At 71.2% G+C, this 21,960-nt stretch carries 23 protein-coding genes and 1 pseudogene; 11 read left to right on the top strand and 13 right to left on the bottom strand.

The genetic code is table 11. The features are described 5' to 3' along the window. Positions 1 to 89: 89 nt before the first annotated feature. The gene (locus tag ACZ5XZ_RS34355) at positions 90 to 377 is read right to left on the bottom strand and encodes a hypothetical protein (protein WP_468985418.1); all 288 of its coding nucleotides are present in this window, start codon (positions 375 to 377) and stop codon (positions 90 to 92) included. Next, the gene (locus ACZ5XZ_RS34350; RefSeq protein ID WP_468985416.1) at positions 374 to 904 is read right to left on the bottom strand and encodes a hypothetical protein; all 531 of its coding nucleotides are present in this window, start codon (positions 902 to 904) and stop codon (positions 374 to 376) included. The genes ACZ5XZ_RS34355 and ACZ5XZ_RS34350 overlap by 4 nt, the downstream gene beginning before the upstream one ends. A gap of 265 nt (positions 905 to 1,169) precedes the next feature. Here ACZ5XZ_RS34350 and ACZ5XZ_RS34345 point away from each other — a divergent pair, with 265 nt between their 5' ends. Further along, positions 1,170 to 1,889 (top strand): leucine-rich repeat domain-containing protein, encoded by a 720-nt coding sequence (locus ACZ5XZ_RS34345; protein WP_468985413.1) that lies wholly within the window; start codon positions 1,170 to 1,172, stop codon positions 1,887 to 1,889. Between the two features lie 297 nt (positions 1,890 to 2,186). Further along, entirely contained in the window at positions 2,187 to 3,395 is a 1,209-nt protein-coding gene (locus ACZ5XZ_RS34340; protein WP_468985411.1) for a PP2C family protein-serine/threonine phosphatase, read from the top strand. 70 nt (positions 3,396 to 3,465) lie between these two features. Here the strand turns inward: ACZ5XZ_RS34340 and ACZ5XZ_RS34335 are convergent, their stop codons facing one another. Further along, a complete protein-coding gene (locus ACZ5XZ_RS34335) occupies positions 3,466 to 4,353 on the bottom strand; it encodes a LysR family transcriptional regulator (protein WP_468985409.1) in 888 nt (295 codons plus the stop codon). 76 nt (positions 4,354 to 4,429) lie between these two features. Here ACZ5XZ_RS34335 and ACZ5XZ_RS34330 point away from each other — a divergent pair, with 76 nt between their 5' ends. Continuing rightward, positions 4,430 to 5,149 carry a CTP synthase C-terminal region-related (seleno)protein gene (locus ACZ5XZ_RS34330; RefSeq protein ID WP_468985407.1) on the top strand — a complete coding sequence of 240 codons (720 nt, stop codon included), beginning with the start codon at positions 4,430 to 4,432 and terminating at the stop codon, positions 5,147 to 5,149. Positions 5,150 to 5,659: 510 nt separating this feature from the next. Here the strand turns inward: ACZ5XZ_RS34330 and ACZ5XZ_RS34325 are convergent. Further along, a complete protein-coding gene (locus tag ACZ5XZ_RS34325; protein ID WP_468985404.1) occupies positions 5,660 to 6,193 on the bottom strand; it encodes a hypothetical protein in 534 nt (177 codons plus the stop codon). 318 nt (positions 6,194 to 6,511) lie between these two features. On the opposite strand from ACZ5XZ_RS34325, the pseudogene ACZ5XZ_RS34320 reads away from it, so the two are divergent. Then, positions 6,512 to 6,718, top strand: a pseudogene (locus ACZ5XZ_RS34320) (sterol carrier protein domain-containing protein); the annotation flags it as partial. Between the two features lie 49 nt (positions 6,719 to 6,767). Here the strand turns inward: ACZ5XZ_RS34320 and ACZ5XZ_RS34315 are convergent. After that, positions 6,768 to 7,511 (bottom strand): class I SAM-dependent methyltransferase, encoded by a 744-nt coding sequence (locus ACZ5XZ_RS34315; protein WP_468985566.1) that lies wholly within the window; start codon positions 7,509 to 7,511, stop codon positions 6,768 to 6,770. Between the two features lie 25 nt (positions 7,512 to 7,536). Between ACZ5XZ_RS34315 and ACZ5XZ_RS34310 the strand changes: the two genes are divergently transcribed. After that, a complete protein-coding gene (locus tag ACZ5XZ_RS34310) occupies positions 7,537 to 8,187 on the top strand; it encodes a DUF6234 family protein (RefSeq protein WP_468985402.1) in 651 nt (216 codons plus the stop codon). Between the two features lie 123 nt (positions 8,188 to 8,310). On the opposite strand, the gene ACZ5XZ_RS34305 is transcribed toward ACZ5XZ_RS34310, so the two are convergent. The 3 genes from ACZ5XZ_RS34305 to yczE all read right to left on the bottom strand — a co-directional run bounded on the left by ACZ5XZ_RS34305 (position 8,311) and on the right by yczE (position 10,304). Then, entirely contained in the window at positions 8,311 to 8,592 is a 282-nt protein-coding gene (locus tag ACZ5XZ_RS34305; RefSeq protein WP_468985399.1) for a peptidylprolyl isomerase, read from the bottom strand. 237 nt (positions 8,593 to 8,829) lie between these two features. Beyond that, the gene (locus tag ACZ5XZ_RS34300; protein ID WP_468985396.1) at positions 8,830 to 9,630 is read right to left on the bottom strand and encodes a glycerophosphodiester phosphodiesterase; all 801 of its coding nucleotides are present in this window, start codon (positions 9,628 to 9,630) and stop codon (positions 8,830 to 8,832) included. Beyond that, complete coding sequence (yczE, locus tag ACZ5XZ_RS34295; RefSeq protein ID WP_468985393.1) at positions 9,627 to 10,304, bottom strand: membrane protein YczE; 678 nt, start codon at positions 10,302 to 10,304, stop codon at positions 9,627 to 9,629. The genes ACZ5XZ_RS34300 and yczE overlap by 4 nt, the downstream gene beginning before the upstream one ends. A gap of 107 nt (positions 10,305 to 10,411) precedes the next feature. On the opposite strand from yczE, the gene ACZ5XZ_RS34290 reads away from it, so the two are divergent. Continuing rightward, positions 10,412 to 11,917, top strand: coding sequence for an SCO1417 family PLP biosynthesis transcription factor (locus ACZ5XZ_RS34290; RefSeq protein ID WP_468985391.1), 1,506 nt, complete (start codon positions 10,412 to 10,414; stop codon positions 11,915 to 11,917). A 30-nt stretch (positions 11,918 to 11,947) separates the two neighbouring features. On the opposite strand, the gene ACZ5XZ_RS34285 is transcribed toward ACZ5XZ_RS34290, so the two are convergent. Both ACZ5XZ_RS34285 and ACZ5XZ_RS34280 read right to left on the bottom strand, forming a co-directional pair. Next, positions 11,948 to 13,681, bottom strand: a complete 1,734-nt coding sequence (locus tag ACZ5XZ_RS34285) for a hypothetical protein (RefSeq protein ID WP_468985389.1) — start codon at positions 13,679 to 13,681, stop codon at positions 11,948 to 11,950. Between the two features lie 157 nt (positions 13,682 to 13,838). After that, positions 13,839 to 14,033 carry a hypothetical protein gene (locus ACZ5XZ_RS34280; RefSeq protein WP_030412631.1) on the bottom strand — a complete coding sequence of 65 codons (195 nt, stop codon included), beginning with the start codon at positions 14,031 to 14,033 and terminating at the stop codon, positions 13,839 to 13,841. A gap of 195 nt (positions 14,034 to 14,228) precedes the next feature. Between ACZ5XZ_RS34280 and ACZ5XZ_RS34275 the strand changes: the two genes are divergently transcribed. After that, the gene (locus ACZ5XZ_RS34275) at positions 14,229 to 14,681 is read left to right on the top strand and encodes a YchJ family protein (protein WP_468985386.1); all 453 of its coding nucleotides are present in this window, start codon (positions 14,229 to 14,231) and stop codon (positions 14,679 to 14,681) included. 24 nt (positions 14,682 to 14,705) lie between these two features. On the opposite strand, the gene ACZ5XZ_RS34270 is transcribed toward ACZ5XZ_RS34275, so the two are convergent. Both ACZ5XZ_RS34270 and ku read right to left on the bottom strand, forming a co-directional pair. After that, entirely contained in the window at positions 14,706 to 15,080 is a 375-nt protein-coding gene (locus tag ACZ5XZ_RS34270) for an RNA-binding S4 domain-containing protein (protein ID WP_468985384.1), read from the bottom strand. A 49-nt stretch (positions 15,081 to 15,129) separates the two neighbouring features. Continuing rightward, positions 15,130 to 16,092: a non-homologous end joining protein Ku gene (gene ku, locus ACZ5XZ_RS34265; protein WP_468985382.1), complete on the bottom strand. Its 963-nt coding sequence runs from the start codon at positions 16,090 to 16,092 to the stop codon at positions 15,130 to 15,132. Positions 16,093 to 16,173: 81 nt separating this feature from the next. Between ku and ligD the strand changes: the two genes are divergently transcribed. Then, positions 16,174 to 17,067 (top strand): non-homologous end-joining DNA ligase, encoded by an 894-nt coding sequence (ligD, locus tag ACZ5XZ_RS34260; protein ID WP_468985380.1) that lies wholly within the window; start codon positions 16,174 to 16,176, stop codon positions 17,065 to 17,067. Between the two features lie 10 nt (positions 17,068 to 17,077). Continuing rightward, complete coding sequence (gene murJ / locus ACZ5XZ_RS34255; protein WP_468985378.1) at positions 17,078 to 18,781, top strand: murein biosynthesis integral membrane protein MurJ; 1,704 nt, start codon at positions 17,078 to 17,080, stop codon at positions 18,779 to 18,781. 10 nt (positions 18,782 to 18,791) lie between these two features. Here the strand turns inward: murJ and ACZ5XZ_RS34250 are convergent, their stop codons facing one another. Next, positions 18,792 to 19,196: a hypothetical protein gene (locus tag ACZ5XZ_RS34250; protein ID WP_468985375.1), complete on the bottom strand. Its 405-nt coding sequence runs from the start codon at positions 19,194 to 19,196 to the stop codon at positions 18,792 to 18,794. Positions 19,197 to 19,584: 388 nt separating this feature from the next. Between ACZ5XZ_RS34250 and ACZ5XZ_RS34245 the strand changes: the two genes are divergently transcribed. Together ACZ5XZ_RS34245 and ACZ5XZ_RS34240 are read left to right on the top strand one after the other, a co-directional pair. Next, positions 19,585 to 20,811, top strand: a complete 1,227-nt coding sequence (locus ACZ5XZ_RS34245) for an MFS transporter (RefSeq protein ID WP_468985373.1) — start codon at positions 19,585 to 19,587, stop codon at positions 20,809 to 20,811. Between the two features lie 264 nt (positions 20,812 to 21,075). After that, positions 21,076 to 21,843: an endonuclease I family protein gene (locus ACZ5XZ_RS34240; protein ID WP_468985564.1), complete on the top strand. Its 768-nt coding sequence runs from the start codon at positions 21,076 to 21,078 to the stop codon at positions 21,841 to 21,843. Positions 21,844 to 21,960: the final 117 nt, after the last annotated feature.

Genomic DNA, 21,960 nt, shown 5'->3' with positions numbered 1-21,960 from the left:
ACCCCACACGCTCCACGCGGATCCGGTGGAACGTGCGGCCAGGGGCGAACACCGCCCCCGACGCCGCACCGGGCCCCCGTCGGCCCCGGCTACGCCTTACGGAGCCGGGCGATGATGCCGTCCAGGTCGCGGAGGATCGTCGCCGGCTGCGCTCCGGTCCACTGTCGTGGGAGGCACTGAAATCCCGATGAAATAGCGATGATGCAGGGGGCACCCGGGCAGAGCAGGGCCCGTCGCGCGGCGACCGGAACCGCAAGGTGAACTGGTGGCAAGGCGATGCTGTCGTCGGCGAGCGCGGCGGCCCCGGCGGGTGCGCCGGGGCGGGTGGTGCGGTGGTAGTGGTCGAGGGCGAACTGCCGGCAAGTCCTCGTCGTCAAGCGGGGACGGGCTCCTCGGCGGGAGTGCTCTCCAGCGCCTCCAGGCGCTTGATCATGCGGCGAACGACCAGCAACGGGATCACACCGAACACGCCGAACGACATGTCGATGACCGACCACCAAAGAGGGATCCCCCGGATCGGGCCGCAGACGAGCGCGAGCGGGATGATCCCCGCGCAGGCGATCATGCCGAACTCGACGACCCAGATGTTGCGTACCGGATCGCGGTAGGGCCCGTAGAAGGCGACGGCGATGACGAGGTGGGCGAAGGCCAGCCAGTCGGTGCCGTACAGCACGAAGGGGTACCGGGCGTCGGTGGCGTCGAGGCCGTCGCGGACTCGTTCGATCCACTCCATGAGCCCCGGAAGGGCATCCGCAACAGGCCCCGCCCAGGACGTCAGCGCATCATGGACGAGGTGCAACTCGGTGACGAGGGGAAAGGCCGTGAGCCCGCTCAGCACCAGACAGATGATGAAGACGACCAGCCACACGCGTATGCGCTGCAGAAGTGCTCTTCGCTCGATCATGTCCGCAGGGTACGCCCGGATTCACCGGCGTCTTTCCGGGCCCCGGTGAGGCCGCGCGCGAGGGTTTGCGAGACGATGGTGGGGCCATTGACCGCAGCCGATCCGGTCACCCTGTCCCGGGCTGTGCAGGACGGCGGGCAGCCCGTGTGCCGCCGGTCGACCTGCATGGACGACTGCGCCGCAAGCGGCTCGCCTCCCTTGAAGCGCGCAGACAGCGCACGGACGAGAATGGCGTCCGGCACCGCTGACGAAAGGGGCGACGGCTGTGAGGAACGCGCTGAACCTATGGCGTCAGGATCTCGGAAAGGTGCCCGAGTCGGTCTGGCAACGAACCGAACTCCGCGTGCTGATCCTCGCGAACAACGGGCTCACTTCCCTCTCGCCGGAGATCGGAAAGCTGGATCGGCTCAGGACCCTGGACCTGGGCCACAACGCGCTCACGTCGGTGCCGGACGAACTGGGGGAGCTGTCAGGGCTCACCGACTGCCTCTACTTGCACGACAACCGCCTGTCCCGGCTTCCGCCGACTCTGGGGCACTTGGCGCGACTGCGCTACCTCAACGTCGGCGAAAACCGGCTGGCAGCCCTGCCCGACACCATCGAGGGGATGGCGGGCCTGATCGAGCTGAGAGCACAGCACAACGGACTGACCACGTTGCCCGGATCGATCGGCCGGCTCCGCAACCTGCGTGAGCTCTGGCTGCGTGGAAACGCCATCGAGTGCCTGCCGCCGTCGGCTGCTGAACTCCACGAACTGCGTCACCTGGACCTTCGGGAGAACGCCGTCGCGGAGCTGCCCGAGTCCTTGGCGAGCCTTCCGCTACTGCGGCAGATCGATCTACGGAGCAATCGGCTCAGTTGCCTGCCGGACTGGCTCGCACAGATGCCCTCGCTGGAGAAGCTGGATCTGCGGTGGAACGACATCGATCCTGCTCTGCCCGTGCTGACCCGACTGGAGCGGCAGGGGTGTGTGATCTTGACGTGATCGCGCTACGGGGCGCCGCCGGGTTCAACGTACCGGCGCATCGCCGCGTTCAACGCTACGGCGCACCGCCGCGTTCAAGAGACCCATCTCTGAGCCCACGAAGACGGCCGCGTCGTGGCACCCTCGCGGCCCGGGCAGGTAGCCGGTGTGGAGGCCTTGGACCGCGAGGCGGTCCGGGACCTCGCCTGAACAGGAACCCCTGGTCGTCGACGTGGTCGTGGCCCGGCTCGGGTGGGTGCCGCGCAGGTGAGGGGTGCCGTGATCGGTGTGAAACTGGGTGGGGAAGGGGTGATCCCTGTGCCGGACCCATGGGCGCCCGCCGAGCCCGGCGCCGCCGTCGACGAGCGTCTGCTGGAAGAGCTGATCACCGAGACGCAGAGCGTTCTCCCGGTGGATCTGTCCGCACTGGCGGACCGGTGTGCCGCCGCCCTCGGCCTGAACACAGTGCTGATCTACCTCGTCGACCTGCAGCAATGGCTGCTCGTCCCGCTCGACGAGTCCCTGGAGTCGCTGCCGGTGGACGCCTCGCAGGCCGGCTGGGCGTACCGCACGGTATCCCCGCGGGTGACGGACAACGGTGACGGCCTGGTCGTCTGGGTACCGCTGATCGACGGTGCGGAGCGGCTGGGGGTGCTGGCGGTGCGGACCGCCACACTGGACGGGCCGCGGATGCGCCGCAGTCGGATGCTGGCCGATCTGCTCGCGATGGTCGTCACCTCCAAGCGCGCCTACAGCGACTGGATCGCCGCTCGCACCCGCACCGCGACCATGCAGCTGCCCGCCGAGATGCTGCGGGCCTTCCTGCCGCCCCGCACCATCGGCAGCAAGCAGTGCGTCTCGACCGCGGTGCTGGAGCCGGCGTACGACGCCGGCGGCGACGCCTTCGACCACGCGGTGATCAAGCACGTGCTGCACACCATGATCCTCGACGCCATGGGCCACGATCTGTCCTCCGGTCTGACCACCTCGGTGGCCATGGCCGGTGCGCGCAACGCCCGCCGCAGCGGCGCCGACCTGCCCGACCTCGTCGGCAACGTCGACCGCGCGCTCGCCCAGTGGCTGCCCGACCACTTCTGCACCGGCGTGGTGTGCCGGCTCGACGCCAAAACCGGGCAGTTGCACTGGATCAACTGCGGTCACCCACCACCGCTGCTGATCCGTGACGAGCGGGTGTTCGAGGGAGCGCTGGACAGCCCCCCGCAGCCGCCGATCGGCCTGCACCTCGAACTCGCCTCGGCCGCCCGGCAGGTCCACGAGACCACACTCGAACCGGGCGACCGTGTCCTGCTCTACACCGACGGTGTGGTCGACGCGCGCGACGAGAACGGCGTCGAGTTCGGCCTCGACCGGTTCACGGACTTCATCATCCGCGCCTCCGCCGTCGGCCAGCGCCCGGCCGAGGTACTGCGGCTGCTCAGCCACGCCATCCTCGACTACCAGCACAACGACCTGCGGGACGACGCCACCATCCTGCTCTTCGAATGGCACCCGCAGTCCTACCTGTGAAGGGTTGTTGCGCTCCGCGCCGTCCATGGTGGGGGCGGGCCGGACCTGGTGCGTGCCGGCTCCGCTGCGATCACTGCGTGGGCCGCAAGGTGTCGATGAGTTCGGCGGCCTGGGTGGTGGGTGTGCGGGGGTGCAGGAGCTCGGTGCGGTGGACGATGCGGGGCTCGGTGATCGGTACGGCCGCGATGCCGGGGAGGTCTCCGGCTACGGGCAGGGCGGCGGTGGTGAGGCCGGCTCCGGCGGCCACCAGGACGGACAGTCCGCGGATGTCGGTTCCGGTGTAGGTGAGTTGGTGGCCGAAGCCGTCGGACTGGGCGGCGGCGCGGAGTTGGGCCAGGGGTACGGCGGCGTCGGGGGCGTCGATCCAGCGGGCGGCGGCGAGGTCGGCCAGCCGCAGCGCCGGGCGTCCGGCGAGCGGGTGGGTGGCGGGCAGCAGTACCGCGAGCGGTTCCTCGCTGACGGGGAAGGCGGCCAGGGGGCCGGCGTCGGGCAGCGGCAGCGGGTCGCTGGGTGCCACCGCGCCGTCGACCAGCGCCAGGTCCGCCGCGCCGGTCAGCACGGCTTGGACCGCTTCGGTGCTGCCGCACACCCGCACCGAGGCCGCGAGCTGAGGGGCGTCGGTGCGGGCGCGTACCAGCGTGAGCGCGGCGGCGGGCGTCAGCGCGCCCGGCGTGCAGGCCACCGCGAGTCGCCCCGGTTGCACCTGCCGCAGGCGCGCGATGTCGGCGCGCGCCGCGTCCAGGCGCAGCAGCAGCGGGCGGGCGTGCTCCAGCAGTCGCTCGCCCGCTGGGGTCGGCGCCACCGGGCGGCGGGTGAGCAGCGGCGCCTGCAGATCGTTCTCCAGGCTCGCGATGTGCTGCGAGACCGCGGACTGGGTGTAGCCGAGGGCCTGGGCGGCGGCGGAGAAGGAGCGGTGGTCGACCACGGCGACGAGCGTACGCAGCTGCTGCGGATCCATGAGTATCAGTATTGCTGATACCGGATCCAGGAATCATCGTTGGACGTGATGCAGGGGGGCGGCTCAGGATGACCGCATGACACACACCGCCCGCGTCGCCCTGGTCGGCGACCGCTCGCCCCACGTCCGTTCCCACACCCGTGTCCCGGGCCTGCTCGACGCGCTGCGCGAGCGTGACGGCCTGGACCTGGACGCCTACTGGATCCCCACCCAGGACGTCGCCGACCACACGACCCTGACCGGGTTCGATGCGATCTGGGTGCTGCCCGGCAGCCCCTACCGCAGCGAGGCCGGCGCGCTCGCGGCCATCCGCACCGCCCGCGAGGACCGCATCCCCCTGCTCGGCACCTGCGCCGGCTTCCAGCACGTCCTGCTCGAATACGCCCGCAACGTGGCCGGGCTGGCCACGGCCGGTCACGCGGAGAACGCGCCCGACACGTCGGCGGCCGACGCCGTGGTGGTACCGCTTGCGTGCTCCCTGGTCGGTCACGAGGGCACGATCGAGCTGACCGCAGGCTCCCGCGCCGAAACGCTCATCGGCGCCGAGCGATCCATCGAGCGCTACCACTGCAACTTCGGCGCCAGCCCCCACCATGTTCAGCTGCTGGGCACCCACGGGCTGCGGTTCACCGGCACCGACACCGACGGCGAGGTGCGGATCGCCGAGCTGCCGGAGCACCCGTTCTTCCTCGCCACCCTCTTCCAGCCGGAACTCGCCGGCGACGGCACCCGCCCGCACCCCCTCATCCTGGGCCTCGCGGCGGCCGCCGTCGCCCAGGCGAAGGCCGCGGCGTGATCGGCGTCAAGCGTCTGTTGAGCGTCTACGTGCGCCTGTGCACGGTGCCCGACGCGCACGGCGCCAGCCCGCTGGCCTCCCCCCGTGACACGGGGTTCCCCAGGCTGCCGGACATCCCGCGCACCGCGGAGAGCCCCTGTCCGGCGGTGCCTGCTGCGCGCGGCGGCGGGCACCGCAGGACAGGGGACGAACTGGCGGAATCTGCCGCGGAGTTACGACGTGGCGTTGTCGGTGTCGTCCCGGTCTTCCGTGAGACTGCGGGCCCTTCGGTATCTCAGGTCCGCCTGCCGATGCCACAGGCGGGCCACCAGAGCGACAGCGACGGCGCCGGCGAACCCCGCCACGGTCGAAACCCAACCCGACAAGGACGCCTTGAGGACCGTTCCCACGCAGATGGCCACAGCGACCGCGCCTGAGAAGAACAGCCGGCCGTTCGGCGGACGCGGTTCCTTCCGCTTCATCGCCACATCACCTTGAAGCATCCCCACATCCTCACTTCCGCTGAGTCGCTCAGCACTTATGGGCGCCCTGGACGACGCCGGCCACGGCCCCGCCGAAGCCACCCACGGCGGCACCCGGGGCACAGCCGGTCTCCAGATCGGCGACACAGCCGGCAACGCCGCCGAGCTCAGCCGTATCCAGGCTCTTCTTCCCCACGCACTTGGCCCAGTCCCAGAATCCGTAGGCCGTCACAGTGGGGACAACGGCCCCCTTGAGGGTGGCGTTCGGGGTGTCAACGTGCTGGTAGAGGGTGTTGCCCCGGACCTTCCACGTCACCGTGTGGAGGTGCCCGTCCGTGTCCTTGACGGGCTTCGGCGACATGGTGAGGAGCTTGACGCCCTTGCCGTCCTCGATCGACACGCTGCCGTCCTTGTCGGAGGCGAGGTGGTGGTCCCCCTTCAGATGGGAGAACGTCCACGCGGTGTCGCGAGCGAAGGTGGTGGTCTTGCCGGAGGTGGCCAGGACCTTGTCCAGCGTCTGCCCTGAGGGCGCCGCGGCGGTGGCGCTCGGCGCAGCGGCGAGGAGGGCGGCCGCGGCCGCCAAACCCGTTGCTATACCAGTACGCTGACGGGCCGTCATACGCATAAAGTCATTGCCTTCCTGTTCATATCCGTCGGAAGAGGACACATGCGCCCCTGTCCGATGTGTGCACACCAAGATCAACATCTATGTCCAGTGCCACGCAAAGCGCATTTACCGACTTGGTGAACCGTTTGCGAAGGGTTTACGAGGGGTGCGGATGGTCGGCGGGTGGCGCGACACCGGGCGGCGGCCGCGCTGCGTCGATCAGGCCGTAGGTCCCGCCGTAAACCGTTTGACCTGGTCGCCGGCCAACGCTGCAGTGTGACGGGGCATCACGCGCGGACGGGCGACGCCGACGTCCCCACGGACCGGGAACCCGACCTGTCCCTGCACGTGAGCGACCTGGGCTCGGTCTACCTCGGCGGCGCGGCCCCGAGCCCCCTCGTACGTGCCGGACACAGCCGAGCCCACCGCCCGGGCGCGGCCGCCCTCGCCGACGTCCTCTTCCGCGCCCAGCGCTCCCCGCGCTGCCTGCACTGGTTCTGACCGCGCGCGCACCGACCGGGGACGAGTCTCGTCAGGCGCGGGTCGGTCGTCAGGCTCGGCAGCGCAGCATCTCCAGTGGGGGGTTGGCGCGGAAGTCCGCCCAGAAGTCCGCGCCGAACTCGCGCACGCCGGCGTCGGACACCTCCATCGGGACCCAGGTCACCTCGCTGAACCCGGCCGCCCGCAGAGACTCTTCGTGGACCTCGCGGCGCGGCCGGGTCGAGACGAAACTGACCGGGTTGCCGTCGAGCAGCGCCGTGGTCCGCACTCGCGGCCCCGTCTCGGCCTCCTCGCCGGTCAGCTCGCTGCGGAAGCCGTACTTCTCCGGGGACGGCCCGTCGAACCGGAAGTCGGGGGACTGGTTGACCACGAAGAACTCGGCGCCGGGCTTCAGGCTCCGGTGCACGTTGCGGCACATCCGCTCCGTGGTGGCGACGTCCTCCGCGTAGTTGAGCAGGTGGACCCCCACGGCCACGTCGAAGCGCTGCTGGAGGGGTCGCAGTTCGGCGGCATCGCCCACCTCGTAGCGCACACCCAGCGGATCGTGCTCCTCCAACTTCTGTGCCACGGCGATCATTTCGCCGGAGATGTCGATTCCGAGCACCTCGGCGGCGCCGCGCCGCTTGAACTCCCTGCTGTAGAACCCGGTGCCGGAGGCCAGGTCGAGGACCGACTTGCCGCGCACGTCCCCGACCAGGGCCAGGAACGCGGGAACCGCCGCGTACCGTTCCAGCGGCAGGGACTTGAAGCCCTCGTACGCCTCACCGATCTCGTCGTACTGCTGCACGCTCATCGTGCCGTCCTCCCCGTGTTTCGTCATGTCCTTGGCCGCGGCCCCCGACTCCGGGACGCGCCGTGGCCTCTGGCTGGCAGTCTCTACGAACCGCGGAAGGTCGTCGTATCGGCAGAAGCTACGAAGGTGCGGACGGCGTCCCGGCCTCCTGTACGAAAGAGGCCTACGGGTACAGGTCACGAGCCGACCGCGCCGCATGAGTACGCGTACTCATGCGCGCCTCCTGACTGCGCGTCAAGATGTGGCCATGACGTGCGCACTCCCCGAACCTTCGCCCCGGCGTGGCCGGCCCTGGTCGCGCAGGACGCCTCGTGCGCGGGACGTGGGTATCGGCATTGCGTTGTTCGTCGTGGAAGCTGCGGTCTTCCTGCTGGCCGGTTTCGGGTACGGCATGGAGGTGTGGGCCGCGCAGGGGGAGCAGGCGCGGATCGATGCGGTGCAGCTTGCGCAACTCGCCTGGATGCAGCACTTCTTCGTCGCCGTGGTCGTATGTGCCGGGCTCGCGGCGCTGTTCCGCGCGCCGTGGACGGTGCTGTCGCAGCTCCTGGCCGCCGGAGCGGTGGCTGTGCTGTTCATGCTGGCGCAGCACGACTACGACCGGAGCCACCCGGACCCCTCGCCCGTCCCGAGCACGGGCCATGCACCCTGCTACAGCGGTAGCGGGAGGTGCAACTGAGTCGCTCCGATCTGCTGACGGGGAAACTCACTCACCCATCGACCGGGACCGCCGCGAGGCTATGCGGTCGCCCTGTCGGGCGGAACCGGGCCGCGCCTCAACGACGCAGCCCGGCGCCTCGCCTCAGTTCTCTCGGCTGGTGACCTCGAGGAGGTGAAACCCGAACTGGGTCTTCACGGGACCCTGGATCGTGCCGACCGGGGCGGAGAAGACGACCGTGTCGAATTCCTTGACCATCTGTCCCGGCCCGAACGACCCGAGGTCACCACCCTGGCGCCCCGAGGGGCACGTGGAGTGCTGCTTGGCGAGCTCGGCGAAGTCCGCTCCGGCCTCGATCTGTGCCTTCAGCTCCGACGCCTTGTCCTCGCTGGCGACCAAGATGTGACGTGCGGTGGCCCTAGCCATTTGTTACACCCTTTCGATGAGACATCAACGCTGCCAAGGATTACGCCCAGGGACCGGCAGGTGGTAGCGATCACGGCTCCCACCCGCCGAGGTCCCTTCGGGCTCCCGTAAGCAGCCTTCGGTAAGTCGGTCATGCACCATCTCACAGACGATCACAGCATGACGCACCAGGCAGGCGCTTTCGCTGCGGTCGGTGCGGGGCCGCCGCGGACCCGGCCATGACCCATCGGACAGGCCCTAGGTCCAGCAACCCCGCTCGGTCAGCACCGTGCGCAGGGTTTCGATGTCGTCGGTCATGATGCCGTCCACGCCGAGATCCAGCAGGGCCGCCATCCGGTCCGCGTCATTGATCGTCCAGACGTGGACCTGCATGCCCAGTGCGTGCGCGGTGCGCAGGAACCTTGGATCGACCACCGGGATGCCGGACTGCCGCTCGGGGACCTGGACGCAGACCGCGCTGCGCCGCACCGCCGCGCCCAGCAGCCGGTCGAGCGGCAGCCCCCCACGGCCGTAGGAGCGCAGCCGCAGGCCGGCCACGCCGCGGGTGCCGAGGGAGCTGGCCATCCGTGCGCCGGCCAGGCGCTGCGCGCGTGCCACCCGGGCCTCCGAGAACGACCCGACGCACACCCGGTCCCAGGCGTCGGTGCGGCGCAGCAGGTCCAGCAGCGGGGACAGCGCGGCCTCCGCCTTGAGGTCGACGTTCCAGCGTGCTTCGGGGAACTCCTCCAGCAATTCCTCGAACAAAGGCAGCGGCTCCCGGCCGGCGACCCGGGCCCGGCGCACCGCCCGCCAGGGCAGCTGCCCGATCGCGCCGCGGGTGTCGGTGACGCGGTCGAGCGTCGGGTCGTGGAAGGCGACCAGCTTTCCGTCCGAGGTGGCGTGCACATCGGTCTCCAGATAGCGGTAGCCCAGGTCGACCGCGCGGCGGAAGGCGGCGGCGGTGTTCTCCAGGCCGTCCGCGGACCCGCCCCGGTGGGCGAAGGGGAGCGGCGCGGGGTGGTCGAGGTAGGCGTGGCGGAGGCGTATCGCGGGGGTCACTCCGGCAGTATCGCGCGCTCGGGTGAAGTCCTGGCGCGGGCCACCACCCGCGACGGGGCCTCGGGCAGCCCCTTGATCGCGAAGAGCCGCAGAAACAGCTGCGCCAGCGGTCCGATGGCCAGCGCGTAGACCACGGTGCCGGCGCCGACGGAGCCGCCGAGCAGGAAGCCGACCGCGAGCACCGTCACCTCGATGCAGGTCCGCACCAGCCGCACCGGGCGTCCGGTCCGCTGGTGCAGCCCGGTCATCAGCCCGTCGCGCGGCCCCGGGCCGAAACGGGCGGAGATGTACAGACCGGTCGCGGCGCCGTTGAGGAGGACGGCGAACGCCAGCAGCGGGATGCGGGCGGCGTACGAGGGCAGCTCGGGCACCCACGCCATCGTCGCGTCCATGACGAGCCCGAGGATCACCACGTTCGACACCGTGCCCAGGCCGGGGCGCTGGCGCAGCGGGATCCACAGCAGCAGGATCAGGGCGCCCGAGACGATGGTGACCGTGCCGATCGAGAGTCCCGTGTGACGGGATATGCCCTGGTTGAGCACGCTCCACGGCTCCAGGCCCAGGTCGGCGCGGACCATCAGTCCCATGCTCACGCCGTACAGCGTCAGGCCCGTGTAGAGCTGGATCAGCCGACGTGCCAGCAGGCCCCTCCGTGGGCCGGATCCCCTCGTCATGGACACGAAAATTCCCCCTCCTGGCAGGATTGGACCGATGCATGACACCATGTGGCATGTCCGTGCTCGGGAAGTAGAGCCAATTCGGGGAAGGTGGACTGATCTTCATGGCTCAGTGGACTTCAGCGGTAGGTGCGCCCCAACTCGCCCGGCTGCTCCGGTCGCAGGACCCGCGAGCCGCCGAACTCGCCGTCGGCGGACGCAAGTTGCCCGCCTACCGCGGCCTCGCCGACGGCGTACGCCTGCTCGTGCTCGAAGGCCGGGTGCCGGTCGCCGCCCGGCTGCCCGCCGAACGCGAGCTGGCCGCGGCCTTCGGTGTCAGCCGCACCACCGTCGCCGCCGCCTACGAAGCGCTGCGCGCCGAAGGGTTCCTGGAGTCCCGGCGCGGCTCCGGCAGTTGGACCGCCGTCCCGGCCGGCAATCCGCTGCCCACCCGCGGCCTGGAACCGCTGCCCCCGGAGGCCGCCGGCTCCATGATCGACCTCGGCTGCGCCGCCCTTCCCGCCCCCGAGCCCTGGCTCACCCGCGCCGTCCAGGGCGCCATGGCCGACCTGCCGCTGTACGCCCACACCCACGGCGACTACCCGGCCGGCCTGCCGGTGCTGCGCCAGGCCCTCGCCGACCGCTACACCGCCCGCGGCATCCCCACGATGCCCGAACAGATCATGGTGACCACGGGCGCGATGGGCGCGGTGGCCGCGATCTGCCGGCTGTGTACCAGCCCCGGCGAGCGGGTGGCCGTCGACTCGCCCTCGTACGCCAACATCCTCCAGCTGATGCGGGACGCCGGCGCCCGGCTGGTCCCGGTCGCCCTCGGGGAGCGGCTGGCCGGCTGGGACATTCCCGCCTGGCGCCAGGTGATGCGGGACGCCGCGCCCCGGATGGCGTATGTCGTCGCCGACTTCCACAACCCCACCGGCACCCTCGCCACCGAGGACCAGCGCCGCCGCCTCGTCGACGCCGCCCGCTCGGCCGGCACGCTGCTCGTCGTCGACGAGACCATGACCGAGCTCCGACTCGACGAGGACACCGAGGTTCCCCGGCCGGTCTGCGCGTTCGACCCCGCCGGCAGCGCGGTGATCACCGTCGGCTCGGCGAGCAAGGCGTTCTGGGCCGGGATGCGGATCGGCTGGGTGCGCGCCGCCCCCGACATCATCCGCAGCCTGGTCGCCGCCCGCGCCTACTCCGACCTGGGCTCACCGGTCCTCGAACAGCTCGCCATCGCCTCGCTGCTGGAGAGCGGCGGATGGGAGCAGGCCATCGACATCCGCCGGGACCAGGCCCGTGAGAACCGCGATGCGATCGTGGCCGCCCTCCAGCGGCACCTGCCCGACTGGGAGTTCAGCGTGCCGCGCGGCGGTCTGACCCTGTGGGCGCGTACCGGCGGGCTCTCCGGCTCCCGGATCGCCGAGGCGGGGGAGCGGCTCGGGGTGCGGGTGCCCTCCGGCCCCCGGTTCGGTGTGGACGGCGCCTTCGAGGGCTTCGTACGGCTGCCGTTCACGGTCAGCGGCGCGGTCGCCGACGAGGCGGCGGCCCGACTGGCCGGTGCGGCGCGGCTGGTCGCGACGGGCGCCCCGGTGGAAGCCGAGCTGCGGCAACACTTCGTCGCCTGACGGTGCGCGGGGAGCGCCGGAGCCGGGCTCTCACCGCTCCGCGCGCAGGGCCTCCACCGAGCCGCTCTTGACCGTACGGGACTCGCCGCCCTTGACGATCGACACCCGCGCGGCCGCACGGACCGGCTCGGCGGCGGGCCCGGCCGGCTCCGCGTCCGGCGCCGGATCGCCCGCCGCGGCCCGGCCGTCCGCCGCGCCCACCGCCGCCGTGGTGTCGGCCTCCGCGCCGGCCGGAGCCGCACGCTCCGGCAGCAGCGCCAGAACGGCCTGCCGGTGCGCCTCGCTCGTCGCGTCGTCGAACGGATCGGGCGTGGCCGGCACCTGCAGCCGCAGGACGGGAGCGGTCCCCAGCCGCGCATAGCCGCGTCCCGGCGGTACCTGCGCCGTCGGCGTGGTGTGCGGCGGCGCCCCGAGGACCGTCCGTACCTCGTCCACCGAGGCGGGGCCGAGCACCACCCGCGCCTTGGTGTGCGCCCGCACCGGATCGCTCAGCAGATCGGCGCCGTCGAACTGGTCGGCCACCACCACCGTGACATGGGCCGCCCGGCCGTGCCGCAGCGGCACCTGCAGCCATCGCTGAGGGTCGTCCCGGCCCTCCGCGGCCGCGATATGGGTGAGTGCCGTCAAACGGTCGACGATGATCCACAGCGGTCGCCGGGTGTCGTCCGGCGCGGGCCGGCCGGCCTGCCGCGCCCGGTTCGCGACGACCAGCCGCCGCTCGGTCTCGTGGGAGGCCCACTCCAGCCTCGTCAGGGCCCCCGACAGCCCGCTCTCCACCCCCAGCACGCCGGGGTGCCCGACCAGGCACCCGAACTCGCCGGTGCCGGTGCCGTCGACGACCAGCACGTCGCCGTGCTGCAGTGCCTGCAGCGCGATCGAGCGCAGCAGCGTGGTGGTGCCGGTCGCCGGCTGCCCCAGGGCGAGCAGATGCGGCTCGGCGGAGCGCGGCCCGGTGCGCCAGACCACCGGCGCGGCGTCGCGCCGCTCCTTGCCGGCGGCGACCGGCAGGGTCCGCTGCACGGAGTCCGGGTCGGTGAAGCCGAGCACCGTCTCGCCCGGAGAGGTGACGAAGCGCTGTGCGGCGATATCGGCGGGCAGCGCCGCCAGGACGGTCACGGTGAGCTGATTGGCCAGCTCGTCCCAGACGAAGTGGTACTCCCGGCCGCGGCCCGCCTTGGCGTACAGCACCTGCTCGATGCGGGCCCGGGACCGGTCCTCACCGTCGGTGAAGTACGCCGGGTACTTCAGCCGCAGCCGCTCCAGGCGCCCCGTGTCGTCGAAGGCGTACTCGTCGAAGACCTGCTTCCAGTCGCCGTCGTGCGCGTACAGGGGACTGGGATCACCCTCGGCGCAGAGGTAGGGCACCAGAGCCTCGTACAGCGCCCGCAGCCGCTCCGTCTCCGCCTCGCTGGGACCGGTCTCCACGGTGGTGCGCTCCCGCCCCGCCCAGGCGCCCGCCCCCATGGCCGCGATCAGGGCGAGCAGCGGCCCGTACGGCACCAAGGCGACCACCAGCACGCACGCGCCGACGAAGCACAGCAGCGGACCGCGACTCTCCTTGGGCGTCTCGGTCCAGCGTCCCCGGCCGGCCGTCGCCAGCCGGCGCAGCCCCCGGCCGATGGTGATCAGCGGATGGAACACGTCGGAGGCGCTGTCGGCGGCGGTGCGGGCCAGTTCGCGACTGCGGGCGAGCGATGCGCTGTTGGCCATACGGGCGAGCGGTGCGCGGTCGGTCAGGATGCGGGGCAGAGGACGCCGGGCCACATCTTCTCCTGTTGCTCGTGCGGTGGTCTTGGCGGCTCGGCGTGGGCGGCGAGCCGGGGTGTGCGGAACGCGGTGCCGCCCGGACGGGAGCTGGTGCGGTCCGTTCGGGCGGGACCCGTGGAGTGGAGCCGGCGGAGGAGATCGGGGAGGCATCTCCCTAGAGCTTGATCCCCCCGAGGAGGCTCGCCAGGCTCGCCCCGCCGGCCTTGATACTCGGCGCGATGGCGGAGCTCGCGAGATAGAACCCGAAGAGCGCGGAGACGAGCGCGTGGGACAGCTTGAGTCCGTCTTTGCGGAAGAAGAGGAAAACGATGACACCGAGCAGGACGACGCCGGAAATGGACAGAATCATGGGGGGTTCTCTCCTGGGTGGTGGGGACGGTCACCATGAGTTCTTCCAGCCTCACAGCCCGTATCAAGCCCCCAAAAGCTGCGAATGGGTGATTTATCGTTGAAATTCCCTATTTGGGCGCAGCTCCGGGGCGTGTCGCCCCGGCGTGTCCCCGGCGTGTCGCGATCCGCCTCCGCCGACCGGCACAATCGTCGGGTGTCGAAGCCGAAGAACAAGCCGCCCAAGAGGCCGTCGCCCCCGCCGCGCCGCCCGGCGGCCGTCACCCCCGATGCGCCCTGCCCCTGCGGACGGGCCGAGAGCTACCGCGACTGCTGCGGCGCCTTCCACCAGGGACGCGCCACCGCCCCCACCGCGGAGCGGCTGATGCGCTCGCGCTACAGCGCCTTCGCCGTCGGTGACACCGGCTATCTGCTGCGCACCTGGCACCCGACGACCCGCCCCGCGGCCCTGGACCTCGAACCGGCGCAGCGCTGGACCGGGCTGGAGATCCTCGGCGCGACCGGCGGCACCGCCTTCCATGCCGAAGGCACCGTGGAGTTCCGCGCGCACTTCAGCCTGCACGGGCACGCCGACAGCCAGTACGAGCACAGCCGGTTCGTCCGCGAGAGCGGCGAGTGGGTCTATCTGGACGCGCTGCCGCCCGCGTAGACAGCCTCGCCCCGCCGGCCCGGCTCAGCGGCCCCGCAGCTGGTCGGTCTCGCGGCGCTCGCGCTTGGTGGGGCGCCCGGCGCCGCGGTCGCGATGCGCGGCCGGCGCTGTCATCTCGCGCGGCGGGGGCGGCGGACTGTTGTCGATGAAGCACTCGGCGGCGACGGCCGCGCCCACCCGCTTGCGCACCAGCCGGGAGACCACCACGATCCGCTCCCGTCCGGCGTGCCGCAGCCGGACCTCGTCGCCGTTGCGTACGGCGTGCGCCGGCTTGACCCGCTCGCCGTTGACCCGCACGTGCCCCGCGCGACAGGCCGCCGCGGCCAGCGAGCGGGTCTTGGTGAGCCGTACGGACCAGATCCAGCTGTCGATGCGGAGGGTCCCCTCGTCTGAAGCCATACCCAGACTCTAGAGCGATCACGGCGCGCGGTGGCCGAGCCGCGGGCGGTCAGCCGGACTTCCTGGCCGTGGTCTTCTTCGCCGCGGCCTTCTTGGGGGCGGCCTTCTTGGCCGTGGTCTTCTCGGAGGACTTCCTCGCGGTGCTCTTCGCCGCGGTCTTCTTCGCCGTCGTCTTGCGGGTCGTGGCCTTCTTGTCCGTGCCGCCGGCCGCGGGCTTCTTCGCCGCGGGCTTCTTCGCCGCCTTCCGCCCCCGTATGGGTGTCACGGACGCCGACTCCTCGGCCTGCGCTCCGCCCCCCTTCGCGGCCCGCACGCTCTTCTCCAGGGCCGCGGTCAGATCGATGACCTGGGCGCCGGACGGCGTCGCGGGGACGACCGGCTCCGCGCCCTCCAGCTTCGCGGCGACCAGCTCCTCGACGGCCTCCCGGTAGTCGTCGTGGAGTTCGGCCGGGTCCAGCGCGCCCAGGGAGTCCATCAGGGTCTCGGCCAGCGTCAGCTCGTTCTCGCGGATCTCGACCTCGTCGGGTACGACACCGGTGGCGGGCCGGATCTGATCCGGCCACAGCAACTGGTGCATCACGATCGCGCCGTCGTGCGCCCGCAGCATCGCCAGCGACTCCCGCCCCCGCATCGCCACCTTGCCGATCGCGACCTTCCGATGGTGCTCCAGCGCCTCCCGCAGCACCGTGTACGGCTTGACGGCGGCCGCCCCGTTGGGCCCCAGGTAGTAGGACTTGTCCATCTGGAGCGGATCGATCTCGGAAGGGTCGACGAAGGACAGGATCGACAGCGTCTTCGCGGTCGGCATCGGCAGCTGGGAGAGGTCGTCGTCGGTGATCGGCACGACGGTGTCGTCGCCGGGCGGCTGATAGCCCTTGCCGACCTCCTCGTTCGGGACCTCCTCGCCGTCCAGCTCGCAGATCTTCCGGTACTGGACCGGAGCGCCGTCCTTCTCGTGGATGCGCACGAAGGAGACCGAGGACGTGCGGTCGGTGGCGCTGTACGTCTTCACGGGGATGGTGACCAGCCCGAACGATATCGACCCATTCCAGATAGAACGCATATCTCATCCCTTGTGTGGGATTCTCATCGTATGTCGCCGATCACCATCGTGGAGGGGCGACGCCTCTCGCTGACCAACCTGGACAAGGTCCTCTATCCCGAGACCGGCACCACCAAGGGCGAGGTGCTGCACTACTGCACCACCACCGCCGACGCCCTGCTCCCGCACCTCCACGACCGGCCGCTGTCCTTCCTGCGCTACCCCGACGGGCCGGACGGCCAGCGCTTCTTCACCAAGAACGTCCCGCCCGGCACCCCCACCTGGGTGCAGACCTGCGAGGTCCCCCATTCGACCTCCGAGCCCACCCCCCAGGTCCTGCTGCAGGACCTCCCCGCGCTGGTCTGGGCCGCGAACCTGGTCGTCGAGCTGCACACACCGCAGTGGACGAGCCGGGCGCCGGGCATCGCCGACCGCCTCGTCGTCGATCTGGACCCCGGCGCACCGGCCACCATCGTGGAGTGCTGCGCCGCGGCACAGTGGCTGCGCGAGCGGCTGGCCGCCGACGGCCTGGAGGCCTTCGCCAAGACGAGCGGCTCCAAGGGCCTGCACCTCATCGCGCCCATCGAGCCCACCCCCTCCGCGCGGACCACCGCCTACGCCAAGCGGCTCGCCGCCGAGGCCGCGCGGGCCCTGCCGGACCTCGTCGTGGACAAGATGACCAGGTCACTACGCCCGGGGAAGGTCTTCATCGACTTCTCCCAGAACGCCGCCGCCAAGACCACCGCCGTCGCCTACACCCTGCGCGCCCGCGCCACCCCCACCGTCTCCACGCCCGTCACCTGGGACGAGATCGCCGACTGCACCGCACCGGAGCAACTCAGCTTCCTCTTCAGCGAGATCGCCCCCCGCCGCGAACGCCACGGCGAGCTGCACGCGCCGCTGCTCGACCCCGACCGGGCCCGTCCGCTGCCCGCAGCGGCATAGATTGACCCTCATGATCGACGGGACATCGGACGACACCCGGCAGCTGCGAGCGCCGGGTGGGCGGATATCCGGCACGGACGGCGACCGGGGCGACGACAGCGGCGGGCAGCGCACCGGGAACGGGGTGGCGCGCTCGTCGCTCCTGATGGCCATGGGGACGGTGGTCTCCCGCGCCACGGGGCTGATCCGGACGGTGCTGCAGGCGGCCGCGCTCGGCACCGGCCTGCTCGCCACCACGTACAACACCGCCAACGTCGTCCCGATGAGCATCTACACCCTGCTCATCGGCGGCGCGCTGAACTCCGTGCTGGTGCCGCAGCTGGTACGCGCCAGGGCCGAGCACGCGGACGGCGGCCGCGCCTACGAACAGCGGCTGGTGACCCTCGTCCTGAGCGTGCTCGCGATCGGCGCCCTGCTGTCGGTCTGGGCCGCCCCGCAGATCGTCTCCGTCTACACCGACGACACGCCCCGGACCCACGCCGCCTTCGAACTCACCGTGGTCTTCGCCCGCTTCCTCCTCCCGCAGATCTTCTTCTACGGGCTCTTCTTCATCTTCGGCCAAGTGCTCAACGCCCGCGGCCGGTTCGGCGCGATGATGTGGACGCCGGTGCTCAACAACATCGTGCTGATCGCGATGTTCGGCGTCTACCTCGGCCTGCTGGCCGGACCCGACCGGATCGAGGACATCACCCCCGGCCAGATCGACCTGCTGGGCATCGTCACCACGGGCGGTATCGCCCTCCAGGGCCTGGCGCTGATCCCGTTCGTACGGGCCGCCGGCTTCCGCTTCCGGCCGCGCTTCGACTGGCGCGGCAGCGGCCTGCGCAAGAGCATCGCGGCCGCCCGCTGGACCCTGCTGTTCGTCCTCGCCAACCTGGTCGCGATGACCGTCGTCACGCACTACGCGGGCGCCGTCGACCAGCAACTGCCCACCGCGGGTGCGGGGTACACCGCCTACAACTACGCCCAGGGCATCTGGATGCTGCCGCAGTCGATCGTCACCGTCTCGCTGGTGACCGCGCTGCTGCCGCGGATGAGTCGCGCGGTCACCGAAGGCCGCCTGGACGACCTGCGCGGCGACCTCTCCCGCGCACTGCGGGTCAGTGGCGTCCTCATCGTTCCGGCGGCGTTCTTCTTCCTGGTCTTCGGCCCGCAGACCGCCCAACTGCTGTTCGCGCACGGCACCGTGGACGCCGCCTCGGCCGCGCCCGCCGGACACATGCTCCAGGCCTTCGGCCTCGGCCTGATCCCCTTCTCCGCCCAGTACCTGCTGCTGCGCGGCTTCTACGCCTTCGAGGACACCCGTACGCCGTTCTGGATGGCCTTTTGGACCAGCGCCGTGAACATCGCCCTGGCCACCGCCTGCTACCTGCTGCTGCCCGCCCGCTGGTCGGTCACCGGGATGGCCGCCGCCTACACCGTCGCGTACGGAATCGGGCTGCTGGTCACCGCGCGGCTGCTGCGCCGGCGGCTCGCCGGACGGCTCGACGGCCGGCGCCTGTGCCGTACGTACGGCAAGCTGACCGGGGCCGCCGCCGCGGCCGGAGCGGCCGGCTGGCTCGCGGCCCGGTCCTGCTCCGGGGTCCCGGTCCCGGAGGGCTGGACCCCCGTCCTGGCCCTGGCCGCCGGGGGGCTGACGATGGCCCTGATCTTTTTGGGCCTGGCCCGCGCCCTGAGGGTCGCCGAGCTGCGCACCCTGCCCGGCCTGCGCTGACCGGGGCGGCTCAGACCGCGTGCGGCCGCGGCCAGGACGCCCGCGCCGCGGCCTCGATCCAGCCGATGACGGCCTGCACCGCGGCGTCGCTCAGCCCGGCCAGCTCCGCCACCGCGGCCTGGTCCCCGGCCGCCGGTGCGACCCCGGCCGCGGTGAGCGCCGCCTGGAGGTCCAGCCGCCGGCGGTCGGGCAGCGCCACCGGCGCCTGCAGCCGCTCCTCGGGGCGCGGGGGAGGGAGCGGCAGGTCATCGGGGTGCGACGGCAGGGCGGGCACCCGGTCCTCCGGGCGGGGCGGCGGCATGAGGAGGTCCAGGGGCAGCGCACGGGTGTCGAGGCGGTCCTCGGCGCGCGGGGGAGCGAGGGCGTAGTCCGGTGTCGCGCCGTACGGCGGGGAAGCGGGGCGGTAGGGCGACATCGGGGCCTCCAGTGCGGTCCGAAAGGGTTCGGCAGGTTCACAAGGGCTCGGGGGTTCGGCGAAGGGCGCGCCAGTTCCGGGGGAGCGGGGGGCGGTTCCGGGAGAGAACCGGGCGGTTCCGGTGAGCGACGCGTCGGTTCTTCTGAGGCCGTCCGATGCGCCTTCGGTTGCGAGAAGGGCGCGGCTTCACCCGATGGGGGTAGGGACGGGCACTCGCTCGACGCGGTTTTGGAACGTTCGATCCAAAATGCTGTATCGTCCTCGAAGCGGGCGAGGTGGGGCTGTCGTGGCGTGCCGTGCCGCCCCCTGCACGTGTGGCCGCCCGGAGTTCCGGGGGCCTTCGCCCGCTCTCGTAGGGATCGATCGGATGGGAAAGGGAGGTCGGGCCGTGCCGCGTGCCGTGTATGTGCTGGCCGTCGGGATCTTCGCCATGGTGACCAGTGAGTTCGTGGTGGCCGGGCTGATGCCGCAGATGGCGGACGGGCTGGGGGTGGGCGTGCCGCAGATCGGCTATCTCATCACCGCCTTCGCGGTGGCCATGGCGGCCGGTGGGCCGTTCCTCACCGTCGCCGTGGTGAGGCTGCGTCAGAAGCTCGCGCTGATGGTGCTGTTCGGAATATTCCTGGCGGGCAATGTGCTCGCCGCCCTCGCGCCGGACTACGGGGTGATGCTGGTGGCGCGGATCGTCACCGGGGTCGCCTCGCAGGCGTTCTTCGGCGTCGCGATGTCGATCTGTGTCCAGCTGACCTTGCCGGAGGTCCGCGGCCGCGCCATCGCGGTGCTGATGAACGGGCTGATGCTCGGCACCCTGCTGGGGCTGCCGCTGTCGACGGTCGTCGGCGAACGCTTCGGCTGGCGGGTGGCGTTCTGGGTCATTTCCGGGATCGCGGTGCCGGCCGCGCTCGCCACACTCGCCGGAGTTCCCCGGCTGGGGCGCGCCGAGGGCGGAGGGAACGTCCGGGAAGAGCTGGTCGTCTTCAGAAATCCCCGGCTGTGGCTGGTGTTCTCCACCAGCACGCTCATCATCGGTGCGACCTTCTCCGCGTTCAGCTATGCCAATCCCATTCTGACGGAGGTCACGGGATTCCGTACCGGAACCGTGCCGCTGCTGCTCATCGGATACGGCGCCGCCACCGTCATCGGCAATACCGTCGTGGGGCGACTGGCGGACCGGTTCACGGTCGGTGTCCAGCTCGCCGGTCTGGTGCTGAATTTCCTCTTTCTGGCCGGGTTCGCGCTGCTGGCTCATCTCGCCGTACCGGCGGTGGCGCTGTTGATGGGAATCGGCCTGGTCGGTGTCACGATGAATCCGGCGATGGCCACGCGTGTGCAACGCACCGGAAACGCCCGGCCGTTGGTGAATACCGTGCATTCGTCCTTCATCACCCTCGGCGTCATCGTGGGTTCCTCGGTCGGCGGTCTGGCGATCGACTCCTTCGGGCTGCGTGCTCCGTTGTGGCTCGGTGCCGCACTGGCCGCCGTCGGGATCGTCACACTGCTGCCCGACCTGCGCCGCCGTCCCGGCACGGTGCCGACGGCCCTGGCGGGAGCCCCCGCGCCGCAGGTCCAGGTGTCCGCTGTCGAGCCGAAGGAGGCCTGCGCGGCGCGGTCCTGACGGCGGACCGATGAATTCCGCCGACCTTTCGGGGGGAATTCGGTGATTGCCACGGGTCGGACACACAACTCTCCCCTGGTGTTCACACTGTGGTGATTACCGCGATGGAAGGCTTCCAAGTGGCCGTATTCCCAACGGCCGGTGCCGGTCGTGCCCCACACATTTCACGGCCCGGTACCACAATTCGGGGAGAGGACACCCTTCGTGGACAAGACCCACATAATTCGCCGTGGCCGCGTGCTGGCCATCGCCGCCACCACCGTCATGGTGGCGGTGGCCGTGCAGATCCCGGCCGGTGCGACGGCCACCCCGGCCGCACCGCGCGGTTCCGTCACCGCCTATGACGACACGTACTACGACGACGCCATGGGCAAGACCGGCCAGGAGCTCAAGGGCGCGCTGCACCGGATCATCAGCGAGACCCAGACCGGAAAGCTGACCTATTCCCAGGTCTGGGACGCCCTGAAGGACACCGACGAGGACCCGGCAAACAGCGCGAACGTCATTCAGCTGTACACCGGAAAGTCCCAGAGCAAGAACTCCAACGGCAGCAATCCGGACGACTGGAACCGCGAGCACGTCTGGGCGAAGTCGCACGGCGACTTCGGCACCGACACCGGCCCCGGAACCGACATCCACCATCTGCGGCCGGCGGATGTGTCCGTCAACAGCACCCGCGGGAACAAGGACTTCGACAACGGCGGTACGGAGGTCGGCGAGGCGCCGGGCAACTACACCGACGGCGACTCCTTCGAGCCCCGCGACGCGGACAAGGGCGATGTCGCCCGCATGATCCTCTACATGGCCGTCCGCTACGACGGCGAGGACGGCTTCCCGGACCTGGAGCCCAACGACAAGGTCGACAACGGCAGCCAGCCGTACCTCGGCCGGCTCTCGGTCCTGAAGGAGTGGAGCCGGCAGGACCCGCCGTCCGCCTTCGAGCAGCGCCGCAACCAGGTGATATTCGACAAGTACCAGCACAACCGGAACCCGTTCATCGACCACCCCGAGTGGGTCAACGAGATCTGGTAACCGCAACCGGGCCGGGTTCGGCCGTGGGGGGGGGGGGGGGGGGGGGGGGGGGGGGGGGGGGGGGGGGGGGGGGGGGGGGGGGGGGGGGGGGGGGGGGGGGGGGGGGGGGGGGGGGGG

The sequence above is a fragment of the Streptomyces sp. NPDC033270 genome, from assembly GCF_055576575.1.
Note: the sequence above shows the minus strand (reverse complement) of the source record. Positions and strands in the feature narration are given on the sequence as shown.